The sequence below is a fragment of the Sphingomonas sp. Leaf30 genome (assembly GCF_001422525.1).
GTDB classification, from domain to species: Bacteria; Pseudomonadota; Alphaproteobacteria; order Sphingomonadales; family Sphingomonadaceae; genus Sphingomonas; species Sphingomonas aerolata.
The window spans coordinates 465736-480346 of sequence record NZ_LMKZ01000002.1; the positions used below are offsets into that span (position 1 = coordinate 465736).

The window sequence follows — 14611 nt, forward strand, 5'->3', positions numbered from 1 at the left end:
AGTCCCGCAGCGCGCCGATCTCAAACGAACCGGTCAGTATCCGACCAGTCTGTGCAGCAGCAGGCGGCCGACCCGCTTCGGGCTGCCAGCCGGATGCTCCGGCGCCGCAAGATCGGCCCGCGCCAGCAGTGCGAGTGCGCCGAGCGATCGGGCGCGTCGTGGCCAGTGACCGTGGAGCGCCGAGTCGAGCCGCCCGCGCGCCATCGCGGCCACGCCTGCTGCGCGTGCCGGATCCGACAGCCGCAGCGACAGATCCGCCAGTGCCCATCCTTCGCCCGCCGCCGCGATGCGATCGTCCGACACCGCCAGCAGAGATGCCGCCGCCGCGAACAACTGTCCGCCGCGGAGACGGGCAAAGCGCTCGACCGCCGCATCGTCGAGCGGCGTTTCGAGCAGCGCCTCCCACCCCTCGGCGATCGTCGCGATCGTCGCGCCGCCGACCTGCGGCACGACATGGCGTGCGAGCGCCTGCAACACCGGCTCGGCCGGCGGCGGCGCGGTGTCAAGCCGGCCGAGCGCCTCATACCACCAGGTCAGCCGCATCTGCCCGACGATCGGCTCGCGCGTCGTCTTGAGGATCGTGCCGAGCGCCGTGTCGAGCGCGAACAGCGCCTCGAGCCCGGGCCGGGTCGAGGCCGGCGCATAGCTCAGGGCAAGCGCGCGCTCGGGATTGACGGCCGGCACTGGAGGTGCCGTCTGCGCCGAGGCAGTCTCGTTAACCATATTGCTTGTGCTCCGCTTATCGACTTCCGGTGCAAGACCTGCACTTCCAATTTCGTTCGATGGCGCACAATGCGATTCTGTAGGAATAAGGCATCTTCGCCGGCCCGTGGCTTTCTAGGCAGGCTAGCTCGAGACACCAAGGGCAATGTCCTGGCAATCGTCGCGGCGGCGATCCTGCCGATGACGGCCTTTATCGGTGCCGGTCTCGATCTCAGCCGTGCCTATCTCGTGCGCACGCGACTTCAGCAGGCCTGTGACGCCGGCGTACTGGCCGGGCGGCGGGCGATGGGCGCCGGAGGGTCGCTATCCACCAGCGTTTCCGGGCAGATCGCAAGCTTCGTCAACTTCAACTTCCCGCAGACGTCATACGACACTGCGCCGTTCACGATCGCCCCCACGCTCACCAGCGCGACGGATACGATCAACCTGACGCTGTCGACGACAATGAACACCGCGATCATGCGGCTGTTCGGGACAAGCACCGTCGCGGTGACGGTCAATTGCAGCGCCCGTGACGACTATGCGAACATCGACATCGTGCTGGTTCTCGACACCACCGGCTCGATGGCGTGCGCGCCGGCACGCACGGCATCGAGTTGCAGTACCTATGCCAACGCACAGTTGGGCAACATCCTCCGGGTCGCCGGAAAGGACGTGACCTATGTCGCGGAAGAAGGTGCGATCGGAACGGGCAACATCTCGCGCATGCAAGGGCTGCGCAATGCGCTGAAATCGCTTCAGGCGCAGATGGCAATCATCGAATCGCAATTTTCCGCTGCGTCCTCCAGCTCCCGCAAGCGCATTCGCTGGGCGATCGTGCCGTTCTCACAGATGACGAACCCCGGGTTCAGCACCGGTGCGACGGGAGCGACGCTCTATGCCCGCAATCCCGGCTGGTTCAATGCCAGCGGATCCTACCGCTACTCCTGGTGCGGCTCAGCGTCCACGTCCTGTGCCTACGCGCCTGCAACGACATCTCACGACGCTGACTGGATCGCCAGAAAATGGGATGGGTGTGTCGAGGAACGCGGCACGAGCAACCTGATCACGGCCAACTCAGGCTATCAAATTCCCGGAAATCTTCCGGGGAATGCACAAGATCTGAAATTCGACGTCGTCCCCAACAGCACGGACACGCGCTGGACGATGGCCGACACGGAGGCGACTGGAGTCGCGCAATATGCCTGCCCCAAGGCAATGCGCGAGCTCGCGCCGATGACGGCAAACGCGTTCAATGACTATTTCGCGTTCAACACTGGCTTTGTTGCGAACGGCGGCACCTATCTTGATATCGGCATGTTGTGGGCGGCACGGCTGTTGTCGCGAAACGGATTATGGGGAAGTGACAATCCGGCAATTTACAATGGCTTCCCGGTCAAACGCTATGTCATCCTGATGACCGACGGCGAGATGGACACCGGCAACGTCGGCTATGGAGCTTATGCGCAGGAGCTGTTCTGGAGGCGCATTACGAACAACGGCAACCGCGACACGTCGGATGAAAACCACGAAAAGCGTCTGCTGATGACCTGCGACGCGATCAAGAATATGGAAGCGGAAATCTACGCGATCTCGTTCGGCAACGGATCGACCCTGTCTGCTGCCCTTCAGGCCTGTTCGTCGGGCGCCGGCTACGGCTATCGCGCCGCAGACAGCGATGCGCTCAACAAGGCGTTCCAGGACATCGGCGAGAATATCGGGTCGCTGAGGCTCTCGCGGTGACATACCGCCTCCTCCCCGCAATCACCCAGGACCGGCGCGGTGCGACGGTAACCGAGTTCGCACTGATCCTTGCCCCGCTCTGCGTGATGATCATGGGAACGATGGAGGTCGGCTATCAGGCCTATGTCCGGTCCGTCACGCTTGGCGCAGTCGAGACGCTGACCCGTGCGGTTACGCTCCAGAATGCCGATGCGAGCGTCGGGGAAACCGAACTGCGCGCGCAGATCCGACGCGTCGCGCCTTCCGCCACGGTGGACATCGTGCGCGGTAGCGTGAACCGGTATAACAGCTTCGGCACGCTCGAGCGCCTGACGCAGGATCTCAACAACAACGGCATTCTTGACGGTCCTGTCGATACCGATGGTAATGGCGTGAAGGACAAGTCGGACTGCTGGGAAGACGTCGACAATAACGGTGTCCGCAACATCGTAACCACGGGCGCGAATTCGATCGGCGGGGCCGACGACATCGTTAAATACACCGTGACCGTGACATATGACCGGTTGCTGCCGATCAACCGCTTTATCGGCGGATCGTCGCGCACCGGCACACAGGCCAGCACGGTGGTGCGTCGCCAGCCGTTCGAAGCGCAGACCGCCCCGACCATCCGGTGTAAATCGTGATCACCTCCCCCAAATTACGCCCAACGCGACGGCGCGTCATGGCAATTCTCGGCGATCGGTCCGGCATCGCGCTGATGGAATTCGCGCTGGCATTACCGATCTTCGTCGGCCTGACGATGGTCGGGATGGAAACCGTCAATCTTGCTTATGCATCGCAGAAAGTCGGTGACGTCGCGACACTCACGACGGACCAGATCGCGCGCATCCGGATCGGCATCAGCGAGGGCGACATCACCGAGTCACTGAACGGGATCAAGGACATCGGATCGACGATGGGCTTTGCCGCGAACGGCCGCATCATTGTTTCGAGCGTGCAGCCGATCCTGGACTCAGCCGGCACAGTAACCAATCAGAGGATCCGGTGGCAACGCTGTTCCGGCGCTCTGGCTGTAACGTCGTCCTATGGCGCTGCCGGCGCGTCATTGGGGATCGCGGGAATCGGACCATCTGGGCGCAAGATCGCCGCTGGTCCCAACGATGAAGTCATCTTCGTTGAGGTCGTCTATGCCTATCAGCCGCTCATCTCGAACAGTTTTCTCGGTTCGCGCACACTGCGATCGATCACCGGGATGACGGTACGCGAGCGTAAGGTCAACGACGTGCAATCGACAGGCACCGCCTCGCCTTGCACTCAGTTCAGCGCCTGACGGCGTCGGATCGCGAAAACACGACGAAACGGGCTTGGGGCTGGGCGGCAGACACCGCACGCAGCCCCTCGCTCGAACGGCAAGCCGTTACCGGTACGTCACCTTCTTCGCCGCATCGACGACCTTGGCGACATCGACCAGCATCAGCTTTTCGAGGTTCGCCGCATAGGGCATCGGCACGTCTTCGTTGGTCACGCGCAGCACTGGCGCGTCGAGGTCGTCGAAGCCGTGCTCCATGACCACCGACACGATCTCGGACGCGATCGAGCAGGTTGCCCAGTTTTCCTCGACGATGATCATGCGGTTGGTCTTGGCGAGGCTTTTCAGCACCGTGTCGGTGTCGAGCGGGCGCAGCGTGCGCAGGTCGATGACCTCTGCGTCGATGCCCTCCTCGGCGAGCTTCTCGGCGGCTTCGAGGCTGATGCCCACGCCGATCGAGTAGCTGACGATCGTCACGTCCTTGCCCTCGCGGACGATCCGCGCCTTGCCGATCGGCAGGACATGGTCGTCGAGCTTGGGAACGTCGAAGCTGCGGCCGTACATCAGCTCGTTCTCGAGGAACACGACCGGATCGTCGGTACGGATCGCCGCCTTCAACAGCCCCTTGGCATCCGCGGCATCATAGGGCGCGATCACGATCAGGCCAGGAACGCTCGCATACCAGGCCGCGAAGTTGTGCGAATGCTGTGCACCGACGCGCGACGCGGCACCGTTGGGACCACGGAACACGATCGGGCAACGCATCTGGCCGCCCGACATGTAGTTGGTCTTGGCCGCCGAGTTGATGATGTGATCGATCGCCTGCAACGCGAAGTTGAAGGTCATGAACTCGACGATCGGGCGGAGGCCACCCATCGCCGCGCCTGCACCGATACCGGCAAAGCCGTATTCGGTGATCGGCGTGTCGATCACGCGACGCTCGCCGAACTCGTCGAGCAGCCCCTGCGTGACCTTGTACGCGCCCTGATACTGCGCGACTTCCTCGCCCATCACGAAGACGCGGTCGTCCTCGCGCATTTCCTCGGCCATCGCATCGCGTAGCGCCTCGCGGACGGTCGTCTTGACCATCTCGGTACCCTCCGGGATCGCCGGATCGGTCTTGCCGACCTTCTCCGCCGACGCGACGAGCTGCTGCGTCCCGCTCTCGGCCTTGGCAGGCGACGCGCCTTCGGGAACCGGCGGCGCCTTGTCGTCCGACGGCGTTTCCTTCGGTGCGGCGTTGGCGGCCTCGCCCGCGCGCGCCTCGGTCGGCGCGCTGTCGGCGCTTTCACCCTCTTCGAGCAGCGTCGCGATGACGGTGCCGACCTTCACATTGTCGGTACCCTCAGCGACCATGATCTTGCCGATCGTGCCCTCGTCGACGGCCTCGAACTCCATCGTCGCCTTGTCGGTCTCGATCTCGGCCATGATGTCGCCCGACTTGACGCTATCGCCTTCCTTGACGAGCCATTTGGCGAGCGTACCCTCTTCCATGGTCGGGGAGAGCGCGGGCATCTTGATCTCGATCGCCATCAGTACGACTCCACCAGAACGTCGGTGTAGAGCTCGGCGACATCCGGCTCGGGGGTCTGCTCGGCGAAATCGGCGGCTTCGTTCACAGTCTTCCTGATCTCTTGTTCGATGGACTTCAGGTCCGCCTCGGTCACGCCCTGCTCGTCGAGCAGCTTCTTGATGTGATCGATCGGGTCGGACTTGTCGCGGACCGCCTGGACCTCGTCACGCGTACGGTATTTCGCCGGATCGGACATCGAGTGGCCACGATAGCGATAGGTCTTCATCTCGAGGATGACCGGGCCCTTGCCCGCGCGGACCCAGGCGATCGCCTCTTCGGCGGCCCCGCGGCACGCCAGCACGTCCATGCCGTCGACCTGGATGCCGGGAATGCGGAACGATTCGCCGCGGCGATAGAGCTGGTCCTCGGCCGAGGCGCGATTGACGCTCGTGCCCATGGCGTACTGGTTGTTCTCGATCACGAAGATGATCGGGAGCTTCCACAGCTCGGCCATGTTGAAGCTCTCATACACCTGGCCCTGGTTTGCGGCGCCGTCGCCGAAATAGGCCATGCAGATGCCGCCGTCGTTCGAATATTTATGCTTGAACGCGAGGCCGGTGCCCAGCGACACCTGAGCACCGACGATGCCGTGCCCGCCGTAGAATTTATGCTCGGTCGAGAACATGTGCATCGACCCGCCCTTGCCCTTCGAGATGCCCGAGCCGCGCCCGGTCAGCTCGGCCATGATCACCTTCGGGTCGATCCCGTAGGCGAGCATGTGGCCGTGGTCGCGATAGCCGGTGATGACCGAATCGGTCTCGCCGTCGAGCGCGGACTGCAGGCCGACTGCGACGGCTTCCTGGCCGATGTACAGATGGCAGAAGCCGCCGATCAGGCCGAGACCGTAAAGCTGGCCCGCCTTTTCCTCGAAACGCCGGATCAGCAGCATCTGCTTGTAGAAGGCGAGCAGCTCGTCCTTGCTGGCCTCATAGGGCTTGGGTTCGGCCGGCCGTTCACGGTTGGTGATCGGGGGCTCGGCGATTGCACGTGCTGGGGGGGCTTTGGCCACGATGTGGGAAACCTCGTTTTCCGTAGGGGAGTTGCCGCAGCCTATAGGCGCGGACGGGGCCGAACATCAATTCCCGTCTGGGGTATGCGATTTTGCGAATGTCCCGCGAGCCTCGATCCGTCGTGCCCGACACGCGGGCTGTCGCCCCCGCCCCTATCCCCGCCCCAAGCAAAGCTCCGGTTGCCCTTCCCGCGCCCGACCCCCTAAAGCCCGGGGCGATGAACCCGACGATCGACCCGCATCAGCATCCCTTCCGGATCGCCAATTTTCGCGCCTATTGGCTGTCGCGGTTCGCCGGCACGATCGCGGTCAGCGCGATGTCGATCGTTATCGGCTGGCAGGTCTACAACCTCGCGCGCGAAACGATGGACATCCGCCAGGCGGCGTTCATGCTCGGGATGATCGGCTTTGCGCAGTTCGTGCCGCTGTTCCTGCTGACCCCGATCACCGGGCTCGTCGCGGACAGCTTCGACCGGCGCTGGATCGTTCGCGGCACGACCACGCTGCTGGTGCTCACCGCCGCGACGCTCTGGCTGCTGACCTGGTCCGGCCATCTCACGCTCGGCGCGCTGTTCGCCGCCGCGGTCGCCTTCGGCGTCGCGCGCGCCTTTTCCGGCCCGGCTTATTCGGCGCTCGCGCCCAATCTCGTGCCCCGGGCTGTGCTCCCCACCGCGATCGCGATCAGTTCGATCGCGTGGCAGGTCGGAACGATTGCAGGCCCCAGCGTCGGCGGGCTGCTCTACGCAATCCATCCCGAGGTCGCTTACGGCGTGGCGACGCTGCTCTTCCTCGTCGCGCTGGTGTTCATGTTCCTGATCGGCCCGGTGGCACAGCCCGCCGCGCAGACCGACCATCGCCCCCTCGCGCGGATCATCGAGGGCTTCACCTATGTCCGCCGCAACCGGCTGGTGCTCGCGACGATCACGCTCGACCTGTTCGCGGTACTGCTGGCGGGTGCTACGTCGCTCTTGCCGGTTTATGCCCGCGATATCCTGCATGTCGGGTCGCAGGGGCTCGGCGTGCTTGCCGCGGGCATGGGAATCGGTGCCGCGGTCACCGCGATCTGGTTCTCGATTCGGCCGATGTCGCGCAATGTCGGGGTCAAGATGCTGGTTGCGGTGATCGTGTTCGGCATCGCGATCTTAACCTTCGGGGTCGCGACGCCGATCGTCGAGCTGATCGGGCTCACCCCCGGCACGATTGCGGGGTTCCCCATTCATCCTGCGTTCGTCCTCAGCCTCGTCGCGCTGATCGTCGCGGGCGGTGCGGACATGATCTCGGTCTATGTCCGCCAGTCGCTCATCCAGCTGCACACGCCCGACGTGATGCGCGGCCGGGTCAGCGCGGTGTCGCAGCTGACGATCTCGGCCTCGAACGAGCTCGGCGAATTCGAAAGCGGGGTGATGGCGTCGCTGCTCGGCCCGGTCGGTGCAGTGGTGTTCGGCGGGGTTGGTGCTATTGCCGTCACGATCGGCTGGGCGCGCCTGTTCCCGGAACTCGGGGCGGCGAAGACCTTTGATCCCCCCGAGATCCTAGAGACCGAACCACAGCACGGAGAAGCCAAGCCATGAAAGCCTCCTCGATCCTGGACACGATCGGCAACACGCCGCACGTCCGCCTGTCGAAGCTCTTCCCCGATTCCGAAGTCTGGGTGAAATCCGAACGGTCGAACCCGGGCGGTTCGATCAAGGACCGTATCGCGCTGGCGATGATCGAGGCCGCGGAAAAGTCCGGCGACTTGAAGCCCGGCGGCACAATCATCGAGCCGACCAGCGGCAACACCGGCGTCGGCCTTGCGATGGTCGCAGCGGTCAAGGGCTATAAGCTGATCCTCGTGATGCCCGAGAGCATGAGCGTCGAACGTCGGCGTCTGATGCTCGCTTATGGTGCGACCTTCGACCTGACCCCGCGCGAGAAGGGCATGAAGGGCGCGATCGAACGCGCGCGCGAGCGCGTCGCCGAAACGCCCGGCGCCTGGATGCCGCAGCAGTTCGAAAATCCTGCGAACATCGACGTGCATGTCCGTACAACAGCACAGGAAATCCTCCAGGATTTCCGGGATACGCCGATCGACGTGATCATCACGGGCGTCGGCACCGGCGGCCATATCACGGGCGTCGCCGAGGCGCTGAAGGCGCACTGGCCCGAGTTGAAGGTCTATGCGGTCGAGCCCGCCGCCTCGCCGGTGATCGCCGGTGGCCAGCCGGGCCCGCATCCGATCCAGGGCATCGGCGCAGGCTTCATCCCCGCCAATCTCCACACCCAGGCGATCGACGGCGTGATCGAGGTCGATGCCGCGGTCGCCAAGGACATGGCACGCCGATCGGCGGCCGAAGAGGGCATGCTGGTCGGGATCAGTTCGGGCGCGACGCTGGCCGCGATCCTGCAGAAGCTCCCTGATCTTCCCGACGACGTCCGCGTCCTCGGCTTCAACTATGATACCGGCGAGCGCTATCTGTCCGTGCCGGACTTCCTTCCGGAGCAGTGACGACGATGACCGATGCGCGTGGCGCCGTTTATCTGCGCGTGTCGGTACTCGCGATCGCGGCTGCGGCGATCGTCGGACCGACGCTCGTCGTGACCAATCCCCCGGCGCTGCCCCACCCGGCGCGCGCCGCGATGCCGAAGCAGCGCGTCGTGCCCCAGGCAGAGCTGCCCCCGGTCGAGCCGGTCCGGTTCGTCGACCTCGCGCCCGAGGACGCGCGGGCGTTCAACGCCACGGTGCCGTTCTCGACCGATCCGAACCCCGCTGCACGGCCGTTCCGCTTCGCCGGTACCGCAGACGACCTCGCACGCGCAACCGACTGCCTCGCGGCCGGCACGCTGTACGAGGCGGGGGACGACACGGTCGGCGAGCGCGCCGTCGCGCAGGTCGTGCTGAACCGCCTGCGTCATCCCGCCTTCCCGAAAACCGTCTGCGGGGTCGTATTCGAAGGCGAGACGCGCGCGACGGGATGCCAGTTCAGCTTCAGCTGCGACGGCGCGCTGCTCCGCTGGAAGCCCTCCGACGACGCTTGGCGCCGGGCGCGCAGCGTCGCGACCGCCGCATTGTCGGGCAATGTCTATCGATCGGTCGGCTATGCCACGCATTACCACACAGACTGGGTCGTTCCCTATTGGCAGTCGAGCCTCGACAAGATCGTCGCGGTCGGATCGCACCTGTTCTTCCGCTGGTCGGGCTGGTGGGGCACACCCCCGGCCTTCCGACGTGCGCCCGAGCAGGGCGAACCGGTCATAGCGCAGCTCGCGCCTATTTCGGATGCGCACCGCACCGCCGCGGCGCTGTCAGAAGCCGATGCCGCGATTGCCGAGGCATCCGCCGCGCTCGGCTTTGTTTTGGGCGATGACGCGGTCGCCGGTGACCTCGCGAACGCCGCCTCGACGCCCTTCGCGACGGCCGAAGGCGATACCGTGCTGATGACCTTCTCGCCGGGCGTTCTCCCCAACGCCTACCCGACGCTTGCGACGATCGCCTGCGGCGATCGCGCCTTTTGCCGGTTCATGGCATGGGCCGACAAAACCAAGGCCGCAACGTCCACGCCGCTGACGCCGGCACAGAGCGCGGCGATCACGTTCAGCTATCTGCGCGATCGCTCGGCCGATTACGAAAAGGCGCTGTGGAACTGCCAGCAGGTCCGCCGGCCCGATCCGACGCAGTGCATGCGCGCGCGACAAACGCTGCGCGCGGCCCCCGCGGCGGCGGACAAGGCTGCACCCCCGGCGGATGCGCCGCAGGAGCTCGACGGTGTGCGGCGCAAGACGCCCGCCACGGCAGCGGCGGCCGCAGCCCCGGTGTTGAAGCCGGACGTCAGGAAAGCACCGCAAGCGACCGAGATGTAACGGAAAGACCGGCATACCAGTCGACACGCAACAGTCAGGTCCAAAAGAAAAGGCCGCGTCCACCCTTCGGTAGACGCGGCCTTTTCCGCTTCAGATCGCGTGGGCGATCAGTAGCGATAGTGATCCGGCTTGAACGGGCCTTCGACGGGCACGCCGATATAACCGGCCTGCTTCGGGGTCAGCTGCGACAGCTTCACGCCCAGCTTCTCGAGATGCAGCGCTGCGACCTTCTCGTCGAGATGCTTCGGCAGGACATAGACTTCGTTCTTGTAGTTCTCGCCCTTCGTCCAGAGCTCGATCTGCGCGAGCGTTTGGTTGGTGAACGAGGCCGACATCACGAACGACGGGTGGCCGGTGGCGCAACCCAGGTTCACGAGGCGACCCTTCGCCAGGATGATGATCTGCTTGCCGTCCGGGAACTTCACCAGGTCGGTGCCGGGCTTCACTTCGGTCCAGTCATAGTTCGACAGTGCGGCGATCTGGATTTCCGAATCGAAGTGACCGATGTTGCAGACGATCGACATCGGCTTCATCGCCTTCATGTGATCGGCGGTGATGACGTCGGCATTGCCGGTCGCGGTGCAGAAGATGTCTGCACGCTTCACGGCGTCTTCCATCGTCACGACCTCGAAGCCCTCCATCGCCGCCTGCAGTGCGCAGATCGGATCGACTTCGGTGACCATCACGCGTGCGCCGCCGTTGCGGAGCGACTGCGCCGAACCCTTGCCGACGTCACCGAAACCGGCGACGCAGGCGACCTTGCCGGCGAGCATGACGTCGGTCGCGCGACGGATCGCGTCGACCAGCGATTCCTTGCAGCCGTACAGATTGTCGAACTTCGACTTGGTGACCGAGTCGTTGACGTTGATCGCGGGGAACGGCAGCTCGCCCTTCTTGGCGATCTCGTACAGGCGGTGAACGCCGGTCGTGGTCTCTTCCGAAACGCCCTTCAGGTTCTTCACGGTCTCGGTCAGATAGCCGGGGTTCTTCGCGACATACGCCTTCAGCGCACGCTGCATCTCGACCTCTTCCTCATTCTCGGGCTCGGGCATCGTGTGGCCGGCTTCGAGCTTGGCGCCCCAGAGTGCGAACATCGTCGCGTCGCCACCGTCATCGAGGATGATGTTGGCGGTCTGGCCCTCGACGTCGCGATCCCACGAGAAGATGTCGCCGACATAGTTCCAGTAGTCGGCGAGCGTCTCGCCCTTGATCGCGAACACCGGCACGCCCGACGCGGCGATCGCGGCGGCGGCATGGTCCTGCGTCGAGAAGATGTTGCACGTCGCCCAGCGGACGTCGGCGCCGAGCGCGGTCAGCGTCTCGATCAGCACCGCGGTCTGGATCGTCATGTGCAGCGAACCGGTGATGCGCGCGCCCTTGAGCGGCTGCGCGGCGCCGAATTCCTCGCGGAGCGACATCAGGCCCGGCATTTCGGTTTCGGCGATGTTGATCTCGGCGCGGCCGAAATCGGCAAGGCTGATGTCGGCGACGACATAATCGGTCTTGCCGTCCGTCTTCTGGGGCGCGAGCGTGGTGGCCACGAGGATATCTCCTGGAAATCTTTGATCGGCGGGCCTCATGCCCGTGCCGGATGCAGGGGCGCATAGAGGAACGGGCCGCCCAAATCAAATATAAAGATATCTTTATATGATGCCCGGAGCGGTCTCCGCCGCGCTAGAATGTCATCTTGACCCGCGGATGCGTGCGGCGATCATCACGCCGTACCAGTATCCGCCACCAGCAGCCGCGGGTCGACGCCGGCCCGCTCGAACGCCCTGCTCCAGCGCTCATCCGCGTTGGTGTCGAACACCAGATCGGCAGCGCCGGCGACGTTGAACCAGCCGGGGCGTGCGAGTTCGCCCTCGATCTGCCCGCTGTCCCATCCGGCATAGCCGAGCGCGACGACCCATTGCGACGGTCCCTTCCCCTCCGCGATCGCGCGGAGCACGTCGATCGTGCTCGACAAGGCCCAAAGCCCTGCGACCTCGATCGTGTCCTGCCCGCCCCAGTCGCACGAATGGATGACGAAGCCGCGACGGGGTTCGACCGGTCCGCCGAAATGCACCGGTGCATTGGGCGCGTCGCCGGGTGGGATCTCGAACTGGTCGAGCAGATCGTGAAAGCCGAGCCCGTCGACGGTGGCGCCGAGACCAATCCCGAGCGCGCCGTTTTCGTCGTGGCTGCACATTGCGATCACCGCGCGGGCGAACCGCGGATCGCTCATCCCCGGCATCGCAAGGAGGAGTTGCCCGGAAAGAAAAGCCGTCTTGTCCATGCCCTAGACCATAGCGTCGCGACGGCCCCGCCGCCACGCTTGAAATCGCGCGCCTCCCATACGAGGTACCGTCCGCCCGGGACGATCTCGCGGCGACAGGAGAATTTCCATGACGATCAGCGTCGGCGACCGGCTTCCCAACACCACTCTCGTCAAGGCCACCGCGGACGGCCCCGATCAGGTCGAGTCCGAGACCTTCTTCGCGGGCCGCAGGGTCGCGCTCTTCGCCGTCCCCGGCGCCTTCACCCCAACCTGCTCTGCCAAGCACCTGCCGGGCTTCGTCGAAAAGGAAGCTGCGCTGAAGGCCAAGGGCATCGACGAGGTCGCCTGCACCTCGGTCAATGACGCGTTCGTGATGGACGCATGGGGCAAGTCGGCTGGCGCCGGCGACATCACGTTGCTCGCGGACGGCAATGGCGATTTCGCCAAGGCGGTCGGCCTGACGATGGACGGCTCGGGTTTCGGCATGGGCACGCGTAGCCAGCGTTATTCGATGATCGTCAATGACGGGGTCGTCGAGCAGCTCAACGTCGAGGCCCCCGGTGAGTTCAAGGTCAGCTCCGCCGAGCATCTGCTCAGCGAGATCTGATCGCGTCGCGCGCCTGATTGAACGTCGCGCTCCGTCATCCTCGCGCACGCGGGAATGACGGAGCTGGCGCCGCACGCGTGCCAGTCTTGCCTCCGTAATCTCTCCCGCGTAACACTGGGCGATGACAATCGCATCCGACCTGGTCGCCGAACTCGACCGCCTCTACCGCGCCTCCGTCGCGCGGCTCCAGTCCGCCATGAGTGCGTATATCGCCGACGGCACCGTGCCCGATCCGGCAACCCGCAGCGATGGCTCGTTCGCCTATCCCGAAATCCGGCTGATCTACAAAGGTGGCATTGACCGCCCCACCCCGCTCCGCTCCTTCGGACGCATGGTGAATCCCGGAGAATACCGGATCAGCGTGACCAAGCCCGCGATCTTCGCCGATTATCTGACCGAACAGCTCACCCTGCTGATCGAGGACTATGACGTCGAGGTCGAAGCCGTCGAAGGGCGGCAGGAGATCCCCTTCCCGTACGTCATCGATCCCGGCCACGCGCTGAGCCTCGACGAGGTCTCTGCGACCGAGCTCGCACGATTCTTTCCCGCCACCGAGCTCGCGCATATCGGCGACGAGATTGCCGATGGTCTCTGGGTGGCGCAGGACGACACACGCCCGCTCGCGCTGTTCGATGGCTTGCGCACCGATTTCAGTCTCGCACGGCTGCGCCATTACATGGGCACCCCGGCCGAACACGCGCAGCGCTTCGTATTGTTTACGAACTATCACCGCTATGTCGATGAATTCGTTCGCTGGGCGGGTACCCAGCTTGGCGAAGGCAGCCGGTTCACGACGCTGTCGGGCGCGGGCGGGATCACGATCACGTCCGGGGACGATATCGACAAGATCATCTCCGACAGCGCATGGCGGCGGCATCAGATGCCCGCTTATCACCTGATGGCGGACGACCGCACCGGGATCACGCTCGTCAACATCGGCGTCGGCCCGTCCAACGCCAAGACGATCTGCGACCATCTTGCGGTGCTCCGTCCCGAGGCCTGGCTGATGATCGGTCACTGCGGCGGCCTGCGACCCAGCCAGCGGATCGGCGACTATGTGCTCGCGCATGCCTATCTGCGTGACGACCATGTGCTCGACGACGTGCTTCCGCCCGAGATCCCCGTCCCCGCGATCGCCGAAGTCCAGGTGGCGATGGCCAAGGCCGCCGAGATCGTCTCGGGCCAGTCGGGCGAGGACCTGAAGCGCCGGCTGCGGACGGGGACGATCGTCACCACCGACGACCGCAACTGGGAGCTGCGCTATTCGAAATCGGCGCTGCGGTTCTCGCTGTCGCGCGCGGTCGGCATCGACATGGAATCAGCGACGATCGCCGCGCAGGGCTATCGCTTCCGCGTTCCCTACGGCACGCTGCTCTGCGTCTCGGACAAGCCGCTCCACGGCGAGCTGAAACTGCCGGGTCAGGCCAACCGCTTCTATGAACGCGCGATCAGCGAGCATCTGCGGATCGGGATCGAGACCTGCGAGCAGCTTCGCCAGGAGGGCGCCAAGCTGCACAGCCGCAAGCTGCGCGCGTTCGACGAGCCGCCGTTCCGGTAAGGCCTGCCGCGCGATTTTCGGAGCGCATCGCAGGCCGATGCGTTACGCCCGCGGGATCATTTGTGAGGGAGCA

The 14611-nt window shown here is 64.9% G+C and carries 13 protein-coding genes; 8 read left to right on the plus strand and 5 right to left on the minus strand.

Going from position 1 to position 14611, the window contains the following annotated elements:
- Window positions 1-33 precede the first annotated feature (33 nt).
- Window positions 34-723: a squalene/phytoene synthase family protein gene (locus tag ASE89_RS08785; RefSeq protein WP_056676170.1), complete on the minus strand. Its 690-nt coding sequence runs from the start codon at window positions 721-723 to the stop codon at window positions 34-36.
- Between the two features lie 69 nt (window positions 724-792).
- On the opposite strand from ASE89_RS08785, the gene ASE89_RS08790 reads away from it, so the two are divergent.
- The 3 genes from ASE89_RS08790 to ASE89_RS08800 are packed head-to-tail and all read left to right on the plus strand — an operon-like array spanning window position 793 to window position 3715.
- On the plus strand, window positions 793-2445 hold the full coding sequence (locus ASE89_RS08790; RefSeq protein ID WP_082451345.1) for a TadE/TadG family type IV pilus assembly protein: 1653 nt from the start codon (window positions 793-795) through the stop codon (window positions 2443-2445).
- Window positions 2442-3068, plus strand: a complete 627-nt coding sequence (locus ASE89_RS08795) for a TadE/TadG family type IV pilus assembly protein (RefSeq protein WP_056407663.1) — start codon at window positions 2442-2444, stop codon at window positions 3066-3068. Before ASE89_RS08790 ends, ASE89_RS08795 begins: the two co-directional genes overlap by 4 nt.
- A 38-nt stretch (window positions 3069-3106) precedes the next feature.
- On the plus strand, window positions 3107-3715 hold the full coding sequence (locus tag ASE89_RS08800) for a TadE/TadG family type IV pilus assembly protein (protein WP_056676177.1): 609 nt from the start codon (window positions 3107-3109) through the stop codon (window positions 3713-3715).
- An 87-nt stretch (window positions 3716-3802) separates the two neighbouring features.
- Here the strand turns inward: ASE89_RS08800 and ASE89_RS08805 are convergent, their stop codons facing one another.
- The gene (locus ASE89_RS08805; protein ID WP_056407660.1) at window positions 3803-5227 is read right to left on the minus strand and encodes a pyruvate dehydrogenase complex E1 component subunit beta; all 1425 of its coding nucleotides are present in this window, start codon (window positions 5225-5227) and stop codon (window positions 3803-3805) included.
- Complete coding sequence (pdhA, locus tag ASE89_RS08810; RefSeq protein WP_031394777.1) at window positions 5227-6276, minus strand: pyruvate dehydrogenase (acetyl-transferring) E1 component subunit alpha; 1050 nt, start codon at window positions 6274-6276, stop codon at window positions 5227-5229. Before pdhA ends, ASE89_RS08805 begins: the two co-directional genes overlap by 1 nt.
- Window positions 6277-6494: 218 nt before the next feature.
- On the opposite strand from pdhA, the gene ASE89_RS08815 reads away from it, so the two are divergent.
- The 3 genes from ASE89_RS08815 to ASE89_RS08825 are packed head-to-tail and all read left to right on the plus strand — an operon-like array spanning window position 6495 to window position 10116.
- Window positions 6495-7847, plus strand: a complete 1353-nt coding sequence (locus tag ASE89_RS08815; protein WP_056676181.1) for an MFS transporter — start codon at window positions 6495-6497, stop codon at window positions 7845-7847.
- Entirely contained in the window at window positions 7844-8764 is a 921-nt protein-coding gene (cysK, locus tag ASE89_RS08820; RefSeq protein WP_056676184.1) for a cysteine synthase A, read from the plus strand. Before ASE89_RS08815 ends, cysK begins: the two co-directional genes overlap by 4 nt.
- 5 nt (window positions 8765-8769) lie before the next feature.
- Entirely contained in the window at window positions 8770-10116 is a 1347-nt protein-coding gene (locus ASE89_RS08825) for a cell wall hydrolase (protein WP_056676497.1), read from the plus strand.
- A gap of 107 nt (window positions 10117-10223) precedes the next feature.
- Here ASE89_RS08825 and ahcY read toward each other — a convergent pair whose 3' ends face one another.
- Both ahcY and ASE89_RS08835 read right to left on the minus strand, forming a co-directional pair.
- Complete coding sequence (gene ahcY / locus ASE89_RS08830) at window positions 10224-11657, minus strand: adenosylhomocysteinase (RefSeq protein ID WP_037530116.1); 1434 nt, start codon at window positions 11655-11657, stop codon at window positions 10224-10226.
- A gap of 173 nt (window positions 11658-11830) precedes the next feature.
- Window positions 11831-12391, minus strand: a complete 561-nt coding sequence (locus tag ASE89_RS08835; protein WP_056676187.1) for a YqgE/AlgH family protein — start codon at window positions 12389-12391, stop codon at window positions 11831-11833.
- Window positions 12392-12500: 109 nt separating this feature from the next.
- Here ASE89_RS08835 and ASE89_RS08840 point away from each other — a divergent pair, with 109 nt between their 5' ends.
- Window positions 12501-12980 carry a peroxiredoxin gene (locus ASE89_RS08840; protein WP_031394784.1) on the plus strand — a complete coding sequence of 160 codons (480 nt, stop codon included), beginning with the start codon at window positions 12501-12503 and terminating at the stop codon, window positions 12978-12980.
- Window positions 12981-13101: 121 nt separating this feature from the next.
- A complete protein-coding gene (locus ASE89_RS08845; protein ID WP_056676192.1) occupies window positions 13102-14538 on the plus strand; it encodes an AMP nucleosidase in 1437 nt (478 codons plus the stop codon).
- Window positions 14539-14611: the final 73 nt, after the last annotated feature.